Source organism: Rhodococcus sp. NPDC057135 (genome assembly GCF_042670865.1).
Classification (GTDB): domain Bacteria; phylum Actinomycetota; class Actinomycetes; order Mycobacteriales; family Mycobacteriaceae; genus Rhodococcus_F.
On the sequence record NZ_JBHUUU010000005.1, the window covers coordinates 121064 to 135088 of the forward strand.

Annotated in this window: 14 protein-coding genes; 8 read left to right on the plus strand and 6 right to left on the minus strand. The window is 62.2% G+C overall.

What is annotated here, in order from left to right; translation table 11 throughout:
* Nucleotides 1-7 precede the first annotated feature (7 nt).
* The gene (locus tag ACFT1A_RS11290) at nucleotides 8-193 is read left to right on the plus strand and encodes a hypothetical protein (RefSeq protein ID WP_223304379.1); all 186 of its coding nucleotides are present in this window, start codon (nucleotides 8-10) and stop codon (nucleotides 191-193) included.
* Nucleotides 194-256: 63 nt separating this feature from the next.
* A complete protein-coding gene (locus ACFT1A_RS11295) occupies nucleotides 257-400 on the plus strand; it encodes a hypothetical protein (RefSeq protein WP_003941503.1) in 144 nt (47 codons plus the stop codon).
* Between the two features lie 93 nt (nucleotides 401-493).
* On the opposite strand, the gene ACFT1A_RS11300 is transcribed toward ACFT1A_RS11295, so the two are convergent.
* Nucleotides 494-697, minus strand: coding sequence for a PspC domain-containing protein (locus ACFT1A_RS11300; RefSeq protein WP_003941534.1), 204 nt, complete (start codon nucleotides 695-697; stop codon nucleotides 494-496).
* A gap of 145 nt (nucleotides 698-842) precedes the next feature.
* Between ACFT1A_RS11300 and ppk2 the strand changes: the two genes are divergently transcribed.
* Entirely contained in the window at nucleotides 843-1757 is a 915-nt protein-coding gene (gene ppk2, locus ACFT1A_RS11305; RefSeq protein ID WP_283567056.1) for a polyphosphate kinase 2, read from the plus strand.
* Between the two features lie 51 nt (nucleotides 1758-1808).
* Nucleotides 1809-2642, plus strand: a complete 834-nt coding sequence (locus tag ACFT1A_RS11310; protein WP_042450422.1) for an alpha/beta fold hydrolase — start codon at nucleotides 1809-1811, stop codon at nucleotides 2640-2642.
* A gap of 4 nt (nucleotides 2643-2646) precedes the next feature.
* Here ACFT1A_RS11310 and ACFT1A_RS11315 read toward each other — a convergent pair whose 3' ends face one another.
* The 3 genes from ACFT1A_RS11315 to ACFT1A_RS11325 form a co-directional block, all read right to left on the minus strand.
* Nucleotides 2647-4698 carry a prolyl oligopeptidase family protein gene (locus tag ACFT1A_RS11315; RefSeq protein WP_378447060.1) on the minus strand — a complete coding sequence of 684 codons (2052 nt, stop codon included), beginning with the start codon at nucleotides 4696-4698 and terminating at the stop codon, nucleotides 2647-2649.
* An 84-nt stretch (nucleotides 4699-4782) separates the two neighbouring features.
* Nucleotides 4783-5799, minus strand: coding sequence for an alpha/beta hydrolase (locus ACFT1A_RS11320; RefSeq protein WP_378447061.1), 1017 nt, complete (start codon nucleotides 5797-5799; stop codon nucleotides 4783-4785).
* A 243-nt stretch (nucleotides 5800-6042) separates the two neighbouring features.
* A complete protein-coding gene (locus tag ACFT1A_RS11325; RefSeq protein ID WP_378447062.1) occupies nucleotides 6043-7092 on the minus strand; it encodes an alpha/beta hydrolase in 1050 nt (349 codons plus the stop codon).
* Nucleotides 7093-7325: 233 nt separating this feature from the next.
* Here ACFT1A_RS11325 and ACFT1A_RS11330 point away from each other — a divergent pair, with 233 nt between their 5' ends.
* The 3 genes from ACFT1A_RS11330 (at nucleotide 7326) to ACFT1A_RS11340 (ending at nucleotide 10941) form a co-directional block, all read left to right on the plus strand.
* Nucleotides 7326-8312: a dipeptidase gene (locus tag ACFT1A_RS11330; RefSeq protein WP_378447063.1), complete on the plus strand. Its 987-nt coding sequence runs from the start codon at nucleotides 7326-7328 to the stop codon at nucleotides 8310-8312.
* Between the two features lie 49 nt (nucleotides 8313-8361).
* On the plus strand, nucleotides 8362-9765 hold the full coding sequence (lpdA, locus tag ACFT1A_RS11335) for a dihydrolipoyl dehydrogenase (protein WP_003941477.1): 1404 nt from the start codon (nucleotides 8362-8364) through the stop codon (nucleotides 9763-9765).
* Between the two features lie 183 nt (nucleotides 9766-9948).
* Nucleotides 9949-10941, plus strand: a complete 993-nt coding sequence (locus ACFT1A_RS11340; protein WP_378447064.1) for an iron-siderophore ABC transporter substrate-binding protein — start codon at nucleotides 9949-9951, stop codon at nucleotides 10939-10941.
* Here ACFT1A_RS11340 and ACFT1A_RS11345 read toward each other — a convergent pair.
* The gene (locus ACFT1A_RS11345) at nucleotides 10917-11366 is read right to left on the minus strand and encodes a winged helix-turn-helix transcriptional regulator (protein WP_378447065.1); all 450 of its coding nucleotides are present in this window, start codon (nucleotides 11364-11366) and stop codon (nucleotides 10917-10919) included. The two genes, ACFT1A_RS11340 and ACFT1A_RS11345, sit on opposite strands and share 25 nt — an antisense overlap.
* 118 nt (nucleotides 11367-11484) lie before the next feature.
* On the opposite strand from ACFT1A_RS11345, the gene ACFT1A_RS11350 reads away from it, so the two are divergent.
* On the plus strand, nucleotides 11485-12336 hold the full coding sequence (locus ACFT1A_RS11350) for an SDR family oxidoreductase (protein WP_378447066.1): 852 nt from the start codon (nucleotides 11485-11487) through the stop codon (nucleotides 12334-12336).
* Nucleotides 12337-12388: 52 nt separating this feature from the next.
* Here ACFT1A_RS11350 and ACFT1A_RS11355 read toward each other — a convergent pair whose 3' ends face one another.
* Nucleotides 12389-13990 carry an MFS transporter gene (locus ACFT1A_RS11355; RefSeq protein WP_378447067.1) on the minus strand — a complete coding sequence of 534 codons (1602 nt, stop codon included), beginning with the start codon at nucleotides 13988-13990 and terminating at the stop codon, nucleotides 12389-12391.
* Between the last annotated feature and the right edge of the window lie 35 nt (nucleotides 13991-14025).

The following is a 14025-nucleotide window of genomic DNA, read 5'->3' on the forward strand; positions in this document are numbered from 1 at the left end:
GCTGAACATGGGTTCGTTGATGGATATTCTCGGTGGTCCGAATGGGGACGGTGCACCGATGCAGGCTTTGCTGACAATGCTGCTGGGATTGGACAATGTCGGTGCAAACCTCTTCGGTTCACTGGCTGACACCGCCGGTGGAATCTTCGGATCTCTCGACACCCTCAGCTTTACGCCGCCTGTCGTTCCCTGAGTTTTCTGATCGGCGTCATTTGCTCGTCCCAAGTGAACCACTGAACATCTAAAGGAGAACGTCATGCTTGAAGGATCTGTCATGGACGCTGCCGGCTCAGTCGGTGCGATCATCGGTCAGGGGTTGGGCAGCGTCAGTGGCCTGGCCGTCAAGGGTCTCGAGGCCCTCGCTGCGCTCAGCGGTGGAGAGTTGAAGGCCGCCAAGTAGATTGTTGATTTCGGGGCCTGCTCGTGTTGGCGCGTAGGCCCCGAAATACCTTTTGGCGGCGCGTAATTCTCGCCATGTCAATTGCCGGAATTCTCAACCTAACGGCATGAGCATCCAGGCGGCGAGATATACCAAAGCCGCGGTTCCGCCCGTGCAAATAGCGGCGATAACGGCGAGTAGACGGACAAGATTTACGTCGGCGCCGAAGTAATCTGCAATTCCGCCGCACACTCCGGCGAACATTTTCTTGTCGTTGGAACGGGTGAAGGGGCGAGGTGTGTTGCTTTCGAATGTCATGCTTCAATTCTGAAGCGAGATGGCGCCGCGCACCATCGGGGACGACCCCCATCTGCACCCTGATCTTTTGAGACCGCCGTGTCATACCCCGGTAGTTCATCCCAGCGTCACCGAACGGTTGCTGCGGGAGACTAACTTGTCGGCGGTGACCGATTTAGCAGAACGCCGACCGTTCCTCAGCGCCTTCGCGGATCTCTCGACCGCCGTCGATCTGGCCGACACCGCCGCCTTCACCGTCGACGACAACGACGACGATGATCCGGTGCTGCTGACGTCGCCGGAGGGTTTCGAGGTCGACACCTGGCGGGAGGGCTACCCGTACGACGCACGGATGCCTCGGGACGAGTACGAAATGTCCAAGCGTCTGCTGCAGATCGAACTCCTCAAGCTGCAGAACTGGTCGAAGGAAACCGGCGCACGGCACGCCATCGTGTTCGAAGGACGCGACGCTGCCGGCAAGGGCGGAACGATCAAACGATTCATGGAGCACCTCAATCCTCGTGGCGCTCGCGTCGTCGCATTGGAGAAGCCGTCGGCCCGTGAGTCGACGCAGTGGTACTTCCAGCGCTATGTGCAGCACCTTCCCGCAGCCGGGGAACTGGTGATGTTCGATCGGTCTTGGTACAACCGGGCCGGGGTCGAGCGGGTCATGGGCTTCTGCACCGACGAGGAGCACGAGCGTTTTCTGCGCCAGGTGCCGTTGTTCGAGCAGATGCTCGTTGATGACGGCATCAGCTTGATCAAGTTCTGGTTCTCGGTTTCACCGCTCGAGCAGCGCACGCGGTTCGCGATCAGACAGGTCGATCCGGTGCGGCAGTGGAAGCTTTCGCCGATGGACATCGCTTCGCTGGACAAGTGGGATGCGTACACGGCGGCGAAGGAAGAGATGATCCGGTTCACCGATACCGCCACCGCTCCGTGGACCGTCATCAAGAGCAACGACAAGAAACGCGCGCGGATAAACGCAATGCGTCATGTGCTCAGTCAGTTCGATTACGACAACAAGGATTACGAGATCGTGGGTACTCCGGATCCGCTGATCGTGGGCAGCCTCGAATAGTCGGCGCGTGGGCTCTGCCCATCCGCGGCGTGGGTGGTTAGTGTGAGTTGAATGGAGACCGTACCGATCCAACTCCCCGACGGCACCGTGACCCCGATCCGTCTGTTTCCCGGACCGAACGACGACGCGCCCGTGGTGGTGATGTTGCCCGGGCTCGGAGTTCCCGCCGGGTTCTACGATCCGGTGGCGCAGGCCCTGGTCGAAGCCGGCTTCAATGCGGCCATCGGTGAACTGCGCGGCCAAGGTGACAGCAAACCGCGCCCGAGCGCGTCGAGCGCTTTCGGATATCAGGAACTGGTCTCGATCGATTGTCCGGCGACGTTCGAGGTGGTGCGCGAGCGGTTTCCGGCCAGCACGCCATTTCTGATGGGGCACAGCATGGGCGGCCAGATCGGGGTGATGTACGCGTCGAGGATTCGGGGCCGGCTCGGCGGTTTGATCCTGGTTGCGTCCGGATCGCCGTATCACCGTGGATTCCCCGGAATCCGCGCGCCCGGACTCTATCTGGGGTCGTCCGCGATGTCGGTGACGGCCAACATCGCCGGTTTCTGGCCGGGAGACCGGGTCAATGTGGGCGGCTTCGGTCGACAGTCGAAGGTACTGATCACCGATTGGGCCCGGTTCGCCAGGACGGGTCGCATGGAACCCGTCGGTGCGGATATCGACTACGAGGAGCGGATCGCTCGCCTGACCCTGCCGGTTCTGTCGATCACGATCGAAGGGGACGATCTCGCTCCGCGCCGGTCGGCAAAGAACCTGGTGGACAAGCTCTCCGGGGCCCAGGTGACGATGACGCACATCGACGAACCACTCGGTCACAACGGTTGGATACGCAATCCCACCGCTGTGAGCGAGCGCGTCGTCGCGTGGTTACGCGACCGCTGAAAGATCAGGCGAGTTTCTGCCAGAGGAACTCGTAGGTCAGCGCAGTCTTGAAGGCCAGCTGAGCATTGTCCGCGGCGCCGCCGTGGCCACCCTCGATGTTCTCGAAATACAGCACCGGCTTGCCGACCTCTTCCAGCTTTGCAGCCATCTTGCGGGCGTGCGCAGGGTGGACGCGGTCGTCGCGGGTGGACGTCGCGATCAGGATCGGTGGGTACGACGCGGCGGCGTCGATGTTCTGATACGGCGAGTACTCCGAGATGAATGCCCACTCCTCCGGGACATCGGGGTCACCGTATTCGGCCATCCACGAAGCGCCGGCCAGCAGGAGATGGAATCGCCGCATGTCCAACAGCGGAACCTGGCAGACGATGGCGCCGAAGAGTTCGGGGTACTTGGTCAGCATGATGCCCATCAGCAGGCCGCCGTTGCTTCCGCCCTGAGCTGCCAGAAGATCCGGGGTCGTGATTCCGCGATCGACGAGGTCCCTCGCGACGGCAGCAAAGTCTTCGTGCACCTTGTGGCGCCCGGCCTTGAGAACCTGTGTGTGCCAACCGGGTCCGTACTCGCCGCCACCACGAATGTTCGCAACCACGTAGGTGCCGCCCTGCGTCAGCCAGGCACGGCCCAGAGAACCGCTGTACGACGGCGTCAGCGAGATCTCGAATCCGCCGTACCCGTAGAGCAGGGTGGGGCCGGGCTCGCTACGCGGACTGCGCACCACGAAGTACGGAACCTGGGTGCCGTCGGCAGAGGTGGCGAAGAACTGCTCTGTGGTGATGCCCTCGGCATCGAAGAACGAGGGAGCCTGCTTGAGGGCAGTGGGTTCGGTTTCGCCGATCACGCCGTGCAGAAGAGTTGCAGGGGAGGTGTATCCACTCGAGTTGACGAAGTATTCATTGCTGACATCGGGGTCGGTGTCGAGAATTTCGATACTGGTCAGTTCTGGGAGCCCTTCGAAAGGCCGTTCCTCCCAGCCGTTTTCGCCCGGTGTCAGGATGCGCAGCGTGGTGCGGACGTCGGTGAGTACCACGAGAATCAGATGATCGCGTGTCCAGGTGTAGTGCTCGAGTGAGGAATGTGCGTCGGGTTCGAAGATCGATGTCAGTGCTCGTGAGCCGGCAAGGAAATCGTCGTAGCGGATGGCAAGCAGCGCGCCGGTCGGATATTCGGTGTTCTCGACGACCCACACGGACTTGGTGCGGATCAACAACCACTCGTGGTGAATCGAGATCCCGGCGTCCTCGGGGACGTCCACGAGTACCAGTTCACCGTCGGGGCGAACTTCGAAATGCTGAGAGTTGTAGAAATCGACCGAGCGAGTGACGAAGTCCCGTTCGAACCCGGGCGTCGGATCGTGCGAAGCCGAGATCGCCACGTCCGTGGCATTGCCCTCGTACACCAACTCTGCGCTGGAGAGGGGAGTGCCGCGCTTCCAGCGCTGAGCCAGGCGGGGGTATCCGGAATCGGTGAGCGACCCCGGGCCGATATCCGTTCCGACGTAGACGGTATCGATGTCGATCCAGTCGATGTCGGTCTTGGCCTCGGGAAGGTAGAAGCCGGGATTCTCGCCCTCGGGAGCGAGGAACTCGCGCTTCTCGATGTCGAACTCGCGAACGACCGCCGCGTCTGCCCCACCGCGGGAGAGGCTGATCAATGCACGGTTGCGGTGTGGGCGCAGAAGTTGTGTGCCCTTCCAGACCCAGTTCTCGCCCTCGGCCTCGGCCAGGGCATCGAGGTCGACGAGGACGTCCCATTCCGGGTCAGCGGTGACGTACTGATCGAACGTCGTGCGTCGCCACAATCCGCGAACGTGGGTGCTGTCTCGCCAGAAGTTGTAGAGGAACTCACCGCGACGGCGAACGTAGGGGATTCGCGCGTCGGTATCGAGGATCTCGCGCACGTCGCTTTGCAGTCGACCGAAGCGTTCGTTGTCGGTGAGCTGCTCCTCGGTCACGGCATTGTGCTGACGGACCCAATCGAGTGCAGACTCACCCGTCACGTCTTCGAGCCAGAGGTAGGGGTCGTCGCCGGTGGTGGACTGCGGATCGGAAGTCATACGTCCATTCTTACTGCTCACTCCCGACAGCACTCGACCCCGCTCCCGAAACGCTGAAGCGGGGTCGAGTGAGAACGAATCGGGTCAGACGCCCAGGGAGCGAGCGAGCATCGGCCAGGAGTTGTGGAGATCGTCCTGCCAGTAGCCCCACGAGTGGGTGCCGGTCGGCTTGAAGTCGAAGGTGGCCGGGATCTTCAGGTCGCCCAGACGGTAGGCGAGGTTGTGGGTGCAGTAGTTGACTGCTGCCTCGATGATGCCGCCGACGATCGCCTGGTTGGCGAGCGCACCGACCTGACCGTTGATCGCGGGGTTGGCGAGAGTGTCGTGGGGGCCGGGGAGTCCGGAGCCGGTGGAGATGAAGAGTTCGGTGCCGCGGAGCTTCTCGGCGTTGAGGACCGGATCATTGTCCTTCCAGCCCTGACCGTCGAGCGGGCCCCACATGTTGGTGATGTCAGCTCCGCCGCGGGTACCTGTGACAAGTTCGATCGCACTCTGACCGACGGGAGTGCTGGTCTCGGCGCATCCGCTGTACGCGCCGACGCCCTTGTAGAGGCCGGGAGCTGCGATGGCGAGGTTGAGGACCGACGTGGCGGTCATGGAGATCGCGGAGATCGACTGGACCTTGTTGGTGTTGAACTCGGCGTCGATGACGGGCGGGAGTTCCTTGGTCAGGAACGTCTGCCACTTCTGGCGACCGAGAACCGGGTCGTCGTTCACCCAGTCGGTGTAGTAGCTGAATGCGCCTTCGAGCGGAGTGACGACGTTGACGTTCTTGTCCTGGAAGAAGTTCATGACGTCGGTCTTGCGTTGCCAGGTCGCCGAGTCTTCGCCGCCGCCTGCCCCGTTGAGCAGGTAGAGCGTCGGGCGGGGTTCACTGCTATCCGCTGGGAGGATGACCTCGAGCGGGATGTTGCGATCCATCGCCGGGGAGAAGACCGAGATGGTGACCTTGCGGTCACCGGTCTTGGTGTTGCTCACGACGTGCGATCCGGATGTGTCACCGCCCGCAGAAGCCGTCGCCGGACCGATCAACATCGGCAGCACCGTGGCCGCTGCGAGAGCTGCGATCACACTGCCACGCTTGAAAATTCGAGCACGCATACGTTCGGATCCTCCACCTGAATGTCTTCGGATCCGGAACGGATCGAAGTGCCTGTGAGCCCTTACTGGAACAGGTTCACTTTTGTTATGTGTCAGTAAAGCAGAGCGGCAGCAGAAAGTGACGCGATTTGCTTGCCTGACAATTGAATTGGCCCTCGAATTAACCCTCGAACTAGCCCTGAAAAGAACTCGACCCCGCTCCCGGAAGTGCATGGGAGCGGGGTCGAGCTGAAACGATTTCGGTCAGATGCCCATCGAGCGAGCGAGCATCGGCCAGGAGTTGTGGAGATCGTCTTCCCAGTAGCCCCACGAGTGGGTGCCGGTCGGCTTGAAGTCGAAGGTGGCCGGGATCTTCAGGTCGTTGAGGCGGTAGGCGAGGTTGTGGGTGCAGTAGTTGACTGCTGCCTCGATGATGCCGCCGACGATGACCTGGTTGGCGAGGGTGCCAACTTCACCGTTGATCGCCTCGTTGTTGAGGGTGTCGTGCGGGCCGGGGAGTCCGGAGCCGGTGGAGATGAAGAGTTCGGTGCCGCGGAGCTTCTCGGCGTTGACGACGGGGTCGTTGTCGATCCAGCCCTGTCCGTCGAGGGGGCCCCACATGTTGGTCACGTCAGCGTCGCCGCGCATGCCCACAACCAGTTCGATGGAGGACTGGCCGACGGGGGTGCTGGTCTCGGCGCATCCGCTGTACGCGCCGACGCCCTTGTAGAGGCCCGGTGCTGCGATGGCGAGGTTGAGAACCGAGGTCGCGGTCATGGAGATCGCGGAGATCGACTGGACACCGTTGGTGTTGAACTCGGCATCGATGACAGGCGGGAGTTCCTGGGTCAGGAACGTCTGCCACTTCTGACGGCCGAGAGACGGGTCGTCGTTCACCCAGTCGGTGTAGTAGCTGAATGCACCCTCGAGCGGGGTGACGACGTTGACGTTCTTGTCAGCGAAGAACTCGTTGACGTCGGTCTGGCGCTGCCAGGTCGCCCGGTCTTCGCCGCCGCCTGCACCGTTCAGCAGGTAAAGCGTGGGGCGGGGTTCACTGCCATCTGCCGGGAGGATGACTTCGAGCGGAATATCGCGTTTCATGGACGGGGAGTACACCTTGATGGTGGCGATGCGCCCGCTGTCCGTGCGGCTCGAGAGCTTGGAACCCGTTGTGTTGACCTTGGCTACAGTTGCCGTGGTGGTTGACGGGTCCCCACCTGCGGACGACACGGCAGGGCTGATCAGCATCGGCAGCACGGATACTGCTGCTACAGCGGCGACCAGACGGCCACGCTTGAAAGTGCGAGCACGCATACGTTCAGAAACCTCCACCTAAAATTCCTTCGAATCCGCCCAGGAGTGAACGGTCCTTTGTTGCTGTTCCCGTGCGGGACTTCATGCTGTTTACATGCCGTGTCGATAGATACAGGGCCTGTGAGTCTTGTAAGTTCTACCTCATCGGTGCGTTATCCGCCAGTGAACCAGAGATTTGCTGAACGTACGACCAGTTTCAGGTGAATTTCCCTGATCATCGACGGGATTAGTGAGTGAACCGGACATATCCACTATGGGAACAGCACTGTTGCCTACCTCTGCAGTCGAACGCGTCCATCGATGATCTTCTCCGATATCAGCGCCCAGCGGGGAGTTACGTTTCGGTGAACGTCGGATACTCGCCGCAGACTCGCGCGGACTCGACGGCAATGGCCAAGAGTTTCGCGTGGCAGGCGCGGGTCGAGTTTCCGGAGATAACCCCCGTCTTCACCGTCGACGACGTCGTCGAGGTGCAGGAGTCCGGTGGAATTGCCCTGGCCTTCGACCTGGAGGACTCGAATCCGCTCGAGGGGGATCCGGGCAACGTCTCGTACTTCTACGACCTCGGGGTTCGCTCGATGCTGCCGACCTACAACTACATGAACGCCGCTGGTTGTGGCTGCCTGGACCTGGCGGACACGGGGTTGAGCGGCTACGGCCGTGACCTGGTTGCGGAGATGAATCGCGTCGGAATGACGGTCGATGGCTCTCATTGTTCGGTGCAGACAGGTTTGGACATCTCAGCTATCACCCAGCGAGCAATGATCTACAGCCACTCCAACCTCCGGAGGTTGTGGGAGCATCCGCGCAACATCACCGACGATCAGGTGCGAGCCTGCGCGCAGACCGGGGGTGTCATCGGGATCAACGGCGTCGGCATTTTCCTCGGAGTCAACGGACCGGATGACGACCGGGCTCGGCTGTCCGCGATGGCCGACCACGTCGAAGAGGCTGTCGGACTCGTCGGCATCGATCATGTCGGGATCGGCTCCGACTTCTCGTTCGACACGGAGGACTTCCGCGAAGAGATCGAACAGAACCCGTCGTCGTTCTCCGAGGCGTACACCGCGTGGGGGCCACTGCAGTGGACTCCTCCGGAGGACGTGCTGACACTCGATCAGGTATTGCGTGACCGGGGGTTCGACGAGCCGTCGATCGAGGCTGTGTACGGCGGAAATTTCGCCCGAGTTGCCCGAGAAGTGTGGGCTACCGACGGGTAATGCGACCATCTGGGGACAGCGAAACGATGCAGGACTACCCTGGTGAATCGTGACCTCACACTATGACGTCGTTGTCCTCGGAGCCGGCCCCGGTGGGTACGTCGCTGCTATCCGCGCGGCACAACTGGGCCTGAGCACCGCCATCATCGAGCAGAAGTACTGGGGCGGTGTATGCCTGAATGTCGGCTGCATTCCGTCCAAGGCGCTTCTCCGTAACGCCGAACTCGCGCATATCTTCACGAAAGAAGCGAAGACGTTCGGCATGTCCGGAGACGTGTCCTTCGATTTCGGCTCCGCTTTCGATCGCAGCCGCAAGGTCGCGGACGGGCGAGTCAAGGGCATTCACTTCTTGATGAAGAAGAACAAGATCCCGGAGTACGACGGCAAGGGCACGTTCGTCGACGCCAACACCATCAGCGTGGAGCTGAGCAAGGGCGGCACCGAGACGATCACGTTCGACAACGCGATCATCGCGACGGGTTCGTACACCAAGCTGCTGCCCGGTACCTCGCTGAGCGAGAACGTCGTGACCTACGAAGAGCAGATCCTCACCCGTGACCTTCCGGGTTCGATCCTCATCGTCGGTGCCGGCGCGATCGGCATGGAGTTCGGTTACGTCCTCAAGAACTACGGCGTCGACGTCACGATCGTCGAGTTCCTCGATCGGGCACTGCCCAACGAGGACGCCGACGTCTCGAAGGAAATCGCCAAGCAGTACAAGAAGCTCGGCGTCACCATCAAGACCGGTGCCGCTGTGCAGTCCATCAGCGACGACGGCAGCAAGGTCACCGTCTCGATCAAGGACAACAAGTCCGGCGAGATCGAGACCGTGGTCGTCGACAAGGTTCTGCAGTCCGTCGGCTTCGCTCCGCGGGTGGAGGGCTTCGGCCTCGAGAACACCGGTGTCGCGTTGACCGATCGCGGCGCCATCGCGATCGACGATTACATGCGCACCAATGTCCCGCACATCTTCGCGATCGGTGACGTCACCGCCAAGCTGCAGCTCGCGCACGTCGCGGAAGCTCAGGCTGTCGTCGCTGCCGAGACCATCGGCGGCGCGGAGACGCAGACACTCGGTGACTACCGCATGATGCCGCGTGCGACGTTCTGCCAGCCGCAGGTCGCCTCGTTCGGTTTGACCGAGGAGCAGGCCAAGGCCGAGGGCTACGACGTCAAGGTCGCGAACTTCCCGTTCGCCGCCAACGGCAAGGCGCACGGTCTCGGTGACCCGACCGGTTTCGTCAAGCTGATCGCCGACAAGAAGTACGGCGAACTGCTCGGTGGACACCTCATCGGGCCGGACGTTTCGGAACTGCTGCCCGAGCTGACCTTGGCCCAGAAGTGGGACCTCACGGTCAACGAGTTGGCACGCAACGTCCACACCCACCCCACACTCAGTGAGGCACTGCAGGAAGCGATCCACGGCCTCGCCGGCCACATGATCAACTTCTGACGGCAGGGCCTTCGGCCCCGTGCGCCTTTTTGGTAGTTCGCACTACCGGAAAGGCGCACGGGGTTTTTCGTCTTTTGTGTCGAGTTGTGTTGCGAAACCGCCATCTGAGGCCTTCGAGTCGGGGTGTAGGCGCGCAACGCATTAGCGTCCCGAGTCGACCATCCGGCTTTCGAAGGACCACTCATGAAAACTCGTTCCGTACTGCTCGCGGCTTGCGTCGCGCTGACGCTCTCCGCCTGTGGAACCTCAGGTGATTCCGGATCGGACACCGAAGCTTCGGGCGCCGCCGAGGCGGGGGCCTTCCCCGTGACCGTCGACCACACTTACGGCTCGACGACGATCGACGCGGAGCCGATGCGCATCGTGACCATCGGATGGAGTGGTCAGGATTCGGTGATCGCACTGAACAAGGTCCCGGTCGCGATGGAGAGCTTCTCCGGCGACGGCATCGAGAACAACATCCTGCCTTGGGACGCTTCGCGTCTGAACGGTGCCAAGCCCGTTCTCATGACGACCAATCCGGACATTCCGTTCGAGCAGATCCTCGGGCTCGACCCCGACGTGATCCTCGCCGTCTACTCGGGCATCGACGAGGGCGAGTACAAGCGTCTCAGCGACATCGCGCCGACCGTCGCGTTCCCCGACCAGCCGTGGGATACGGCATGGGACAAGCAGATGAGCATGATCGGCGCAGCGCTCGGACAGCCGGCGCAGGCTCAGACGCTGATCGACGAGACCGGGGCGTACTTCGAGAAGCAGGCCGCTGATCACCCGCAGTTCCAGGGCAAAACCGCCACGTATGCGATGCGCACCGACGAGGGTTTGATCGTCTTCTGCGGCACCGACCCGCGGATCCGTCTTCTCGGCCAGCTCGGGGTGAAGACTTCGCCCGGTGTCGACGCAGTGTGCACTTCCGGCGACAGTTCGGTGTCCGTGGGGATGGAATCGATCGACACGCTCGACGCCGATGTCTTCATTCTCATCGACGCCGACGGCACCAACCTGGACAAGCTGATGTCCTTCGGTCCGTTCGCGAACATGACCTCGGTGTCGAACGGCCGTCTGGTTCGCCTGGTTGGAATGGACTACGCGATGGCTACATCTGCTCCGACCGTGCTGAGCGTTCCTTACGCGTTCGACGAGTTCATCGCTCAGCTCTCGGACAAGTTGAGCTGATTCCGGGCGTCGTACGACGCTTGTGACGCAACGATTTTCGGCACCTGCGATTCGAGTAATTCGATCAGGGCCGTGATCTTTGCGGCGACGTCGGCGCCGAGTTCGGTCAGGCTGTATTCCACTTTGGGCGGGATGGTTTCGAGTACCTCACGGTGCACGAGGCCATCCCGCTCGAGTGTTTGCAGCGTCTGCGAGAGCATGCGCTCGCTGACTCCGTCGACGCGCCGACGGAGGGCACTGAACCGGTACGGGCCTTCGTTCAGCGCTGCCAGTGCGAGTGCGCCCCAGCGTCCGGTTGCATTCTGCAACGCCGCCCGAGAGTTGCATCCGCGAGCGAAGACGTCAGCCTCGAGCGTGGGATCCACGACGTCGGCATTCGGATCAGGAGTCCGGGCAGCACGTGAAGGTGAGTCGGTGCTGGTCATGTACCCAGGTTACTACTGCACGATCCCATAGCGCTAACTCGAAGTGTTGCACTTACGAAAAATAAGTGCATGATGGTTGCAGAACGCATTTGCATTTCAACCTGGATCGGGAGTTCGCATGAGCATCGCAGTCACCGGCGCAACCGGAAACCTCGGACGACTTGTTGTCGAGTCGCTGATCGAGCGGGGTACCGCCGCATCCGACATCGTCGCAGTGGTCCGCAATCCACAGAAGGCGGAAAGCCTCGCCGCCCGCGGAGTAGTTGTACGTCAAGCGGACTATGCCGATGCCTCGGCGTTGGAAACCGCATTGGCGGGCGTCGACAAGCTGGTGCTGATCTCGGGAAGTGAAGTGGGGTCACGGCTCGCACAACACACCAACATCATCGAGGCGGCGAAGGCTGCCGGTGTCGGATTCATTGCCTACACGAGCATTTTGGACGCTCAGGACACTCCGATGAAGCTTGCTGCCGAGCACAAGGCGACCGAGGACGTACTCACTCGGAGCGGTATTACGTTCGCACTGTTGCGCAACGGTTGGTACTGGGAGAACTTCACCAACGATCTGGCCGGCGTGATCGATCGCGGCGCACTTGTCGGTGCGGGAGCCGACGGAAAGATTGCCGCTGCAGCGCGTGCGGATTACGCCGACGCCGCCGCAGTGGTCGCAACCACCGATGGTCACGAGGGCGCCGTGTACGAGTTGGGCGGTGACGAGAGGCTCACCTACGCCGAATTTGCCGAGAAGATCAGCGAATTCGCGGGTAAGCCCGTCGTGTATCAGTTCGTGGACGAGCAGGCATACGAAGGCATTCTCGAGAGCGTCGGACTGCCCGCACCGGTTGCGCAGATCCTCGCTGATTCCGATGCTGCAATTGCCAAGGGGGCGTTGGACACCGAGTCGGGTGACCTGCAGAAGTTGATCGGACGCAGCAGCACTCCGGTGGCTGAGGTGTTGAAGCAGGCCTAACCTGCTGTGCGCCTCTATTAACCGCGGGCGGTTAATAAAGGCGCACAGGGGTTTACCCCATGTGGACTGCACCCTCGGCGGGCAGATCACCCTTCTTGGCGCGGACCAGCACCAGCACAACCGGTGCGATGATCGCCAACAGGATTGCCGCCCAACCGAATGCGGCGGAGTATCCGGATACCTCGGCGCCGAAGAAGTAGTCCGTCATCGAGGCGACGAAGTCCTGCACCGGCTGGGGGAGTAGCGCCAGTTGGTCCCCGGTCGGGATGGTCGCGTTCGACATGTCGACGGGCATGCCTTCCGGCGGCGTCGGCATCGCGTTGTCTGCACTGAAGGCCGACTTGGCCGAAGCGTAGATCGTCGTGAACAGTGCGGTGCCGAGTGCGCCGCCGATCTGCAGGGTGGCGTTGACCAGGGCACTGGCAGCGCCGGCGTCGTGGTCGGGAACACCGATCAGTGCGAGGTTCTGCATCGGCACCATCAGCAGGCCGAGTCCGAATCCGAAGATCGCGAGGCCTGGGAACACGTGCGTCCAGTAGGAGCTGTGTACCTCGATCTGCGTGAGCAAGAGCAGTCCTACCGCCGCCACCAGCGGGCCGGCGACCATGAGCGGCTTGGGGCCGATCTTGGTGGACAACTGCGCTGCGATGGTCGACGCCAAGACGATGAAGAATGCCATCGGCAGCGATCCGACGCCGGCCATGACCGGGCTGAATCCGAGCACGATCTGCAGGTAGAACGTCAGGTACAACGTGCCGCCGAGCAGGGCGGCGCCCACCAACATGGAGCCGATCAGAGCGGCGCCGCGATCACGATGCCACGGAACACTCAGCGGCAGAAGCGGATTCTTGCTGCGGCTCTCGACGACCACGAAGATCGCGAGGAAGACCAGGCCCAGAGCGATGAACAGCAGGGTGTCTGCCTGGCCCCAGCCGTGCTCGGCGCGCGTGAATCCGTAGACCAGTGAGCCGAGGCCGAGCGCGATGAGAATCGCGCCGGGAAGGTCGTAGCTCGTGTCGCCGTGCGCCTTGGTCTCCTTGACGATCGGGACGGCTGCAGCGATGGCGATCAGCGCGATCGGGATGTTGACGAGCAGGCACCAGCGCCAGTCGACGTATTGCGTCAGAACTCCGCCGAGGAGCAGGCCGATGGCAGCGCCACCGCCGGAGATTGCGCCATAGACCGCAAAAGCCTTGGCGCGCTCCTTCTCGCCGATGAAGGTGGTGGTGAGCATCGAGAGTGCTGCGGGCGCGAGCAGGGCGGCGAAGACGCCCTGGCCGGCGCGGGCGATGAACAGTTCGATACCGCTCTGCGCGATGCCACCGATGCCGGAGGCAACCGCGAAGCCCGCCATGCCGACGATGAAGGAGCGCTTGCGGCCCCAGTAGTCGGCGATTCGGCCGCCGAGGAGCAACAGCGCTCCGAACGCCAGGGCGTACGACGTGACCACCCACGCGCGGTCCAGGTCACTGATGCCCAGTTCCTCCTGGGCCGCGGGTAGCGCGATGGAGACGATGGTGCCGTCGAGCACCACCATGAGTTGAGCGAAGGCGACGATGCAGAGCACCAGCCAGCGACGTTGATGATTCGGATTCTCGGAGGCGGCCGGGATCGGTGGCAGAGTGCCGCCGTCGACGTGGGACGTGGTGGTCATTCGAAAAAGGTATTCCAGCCTTCTCGGGTGAGTCA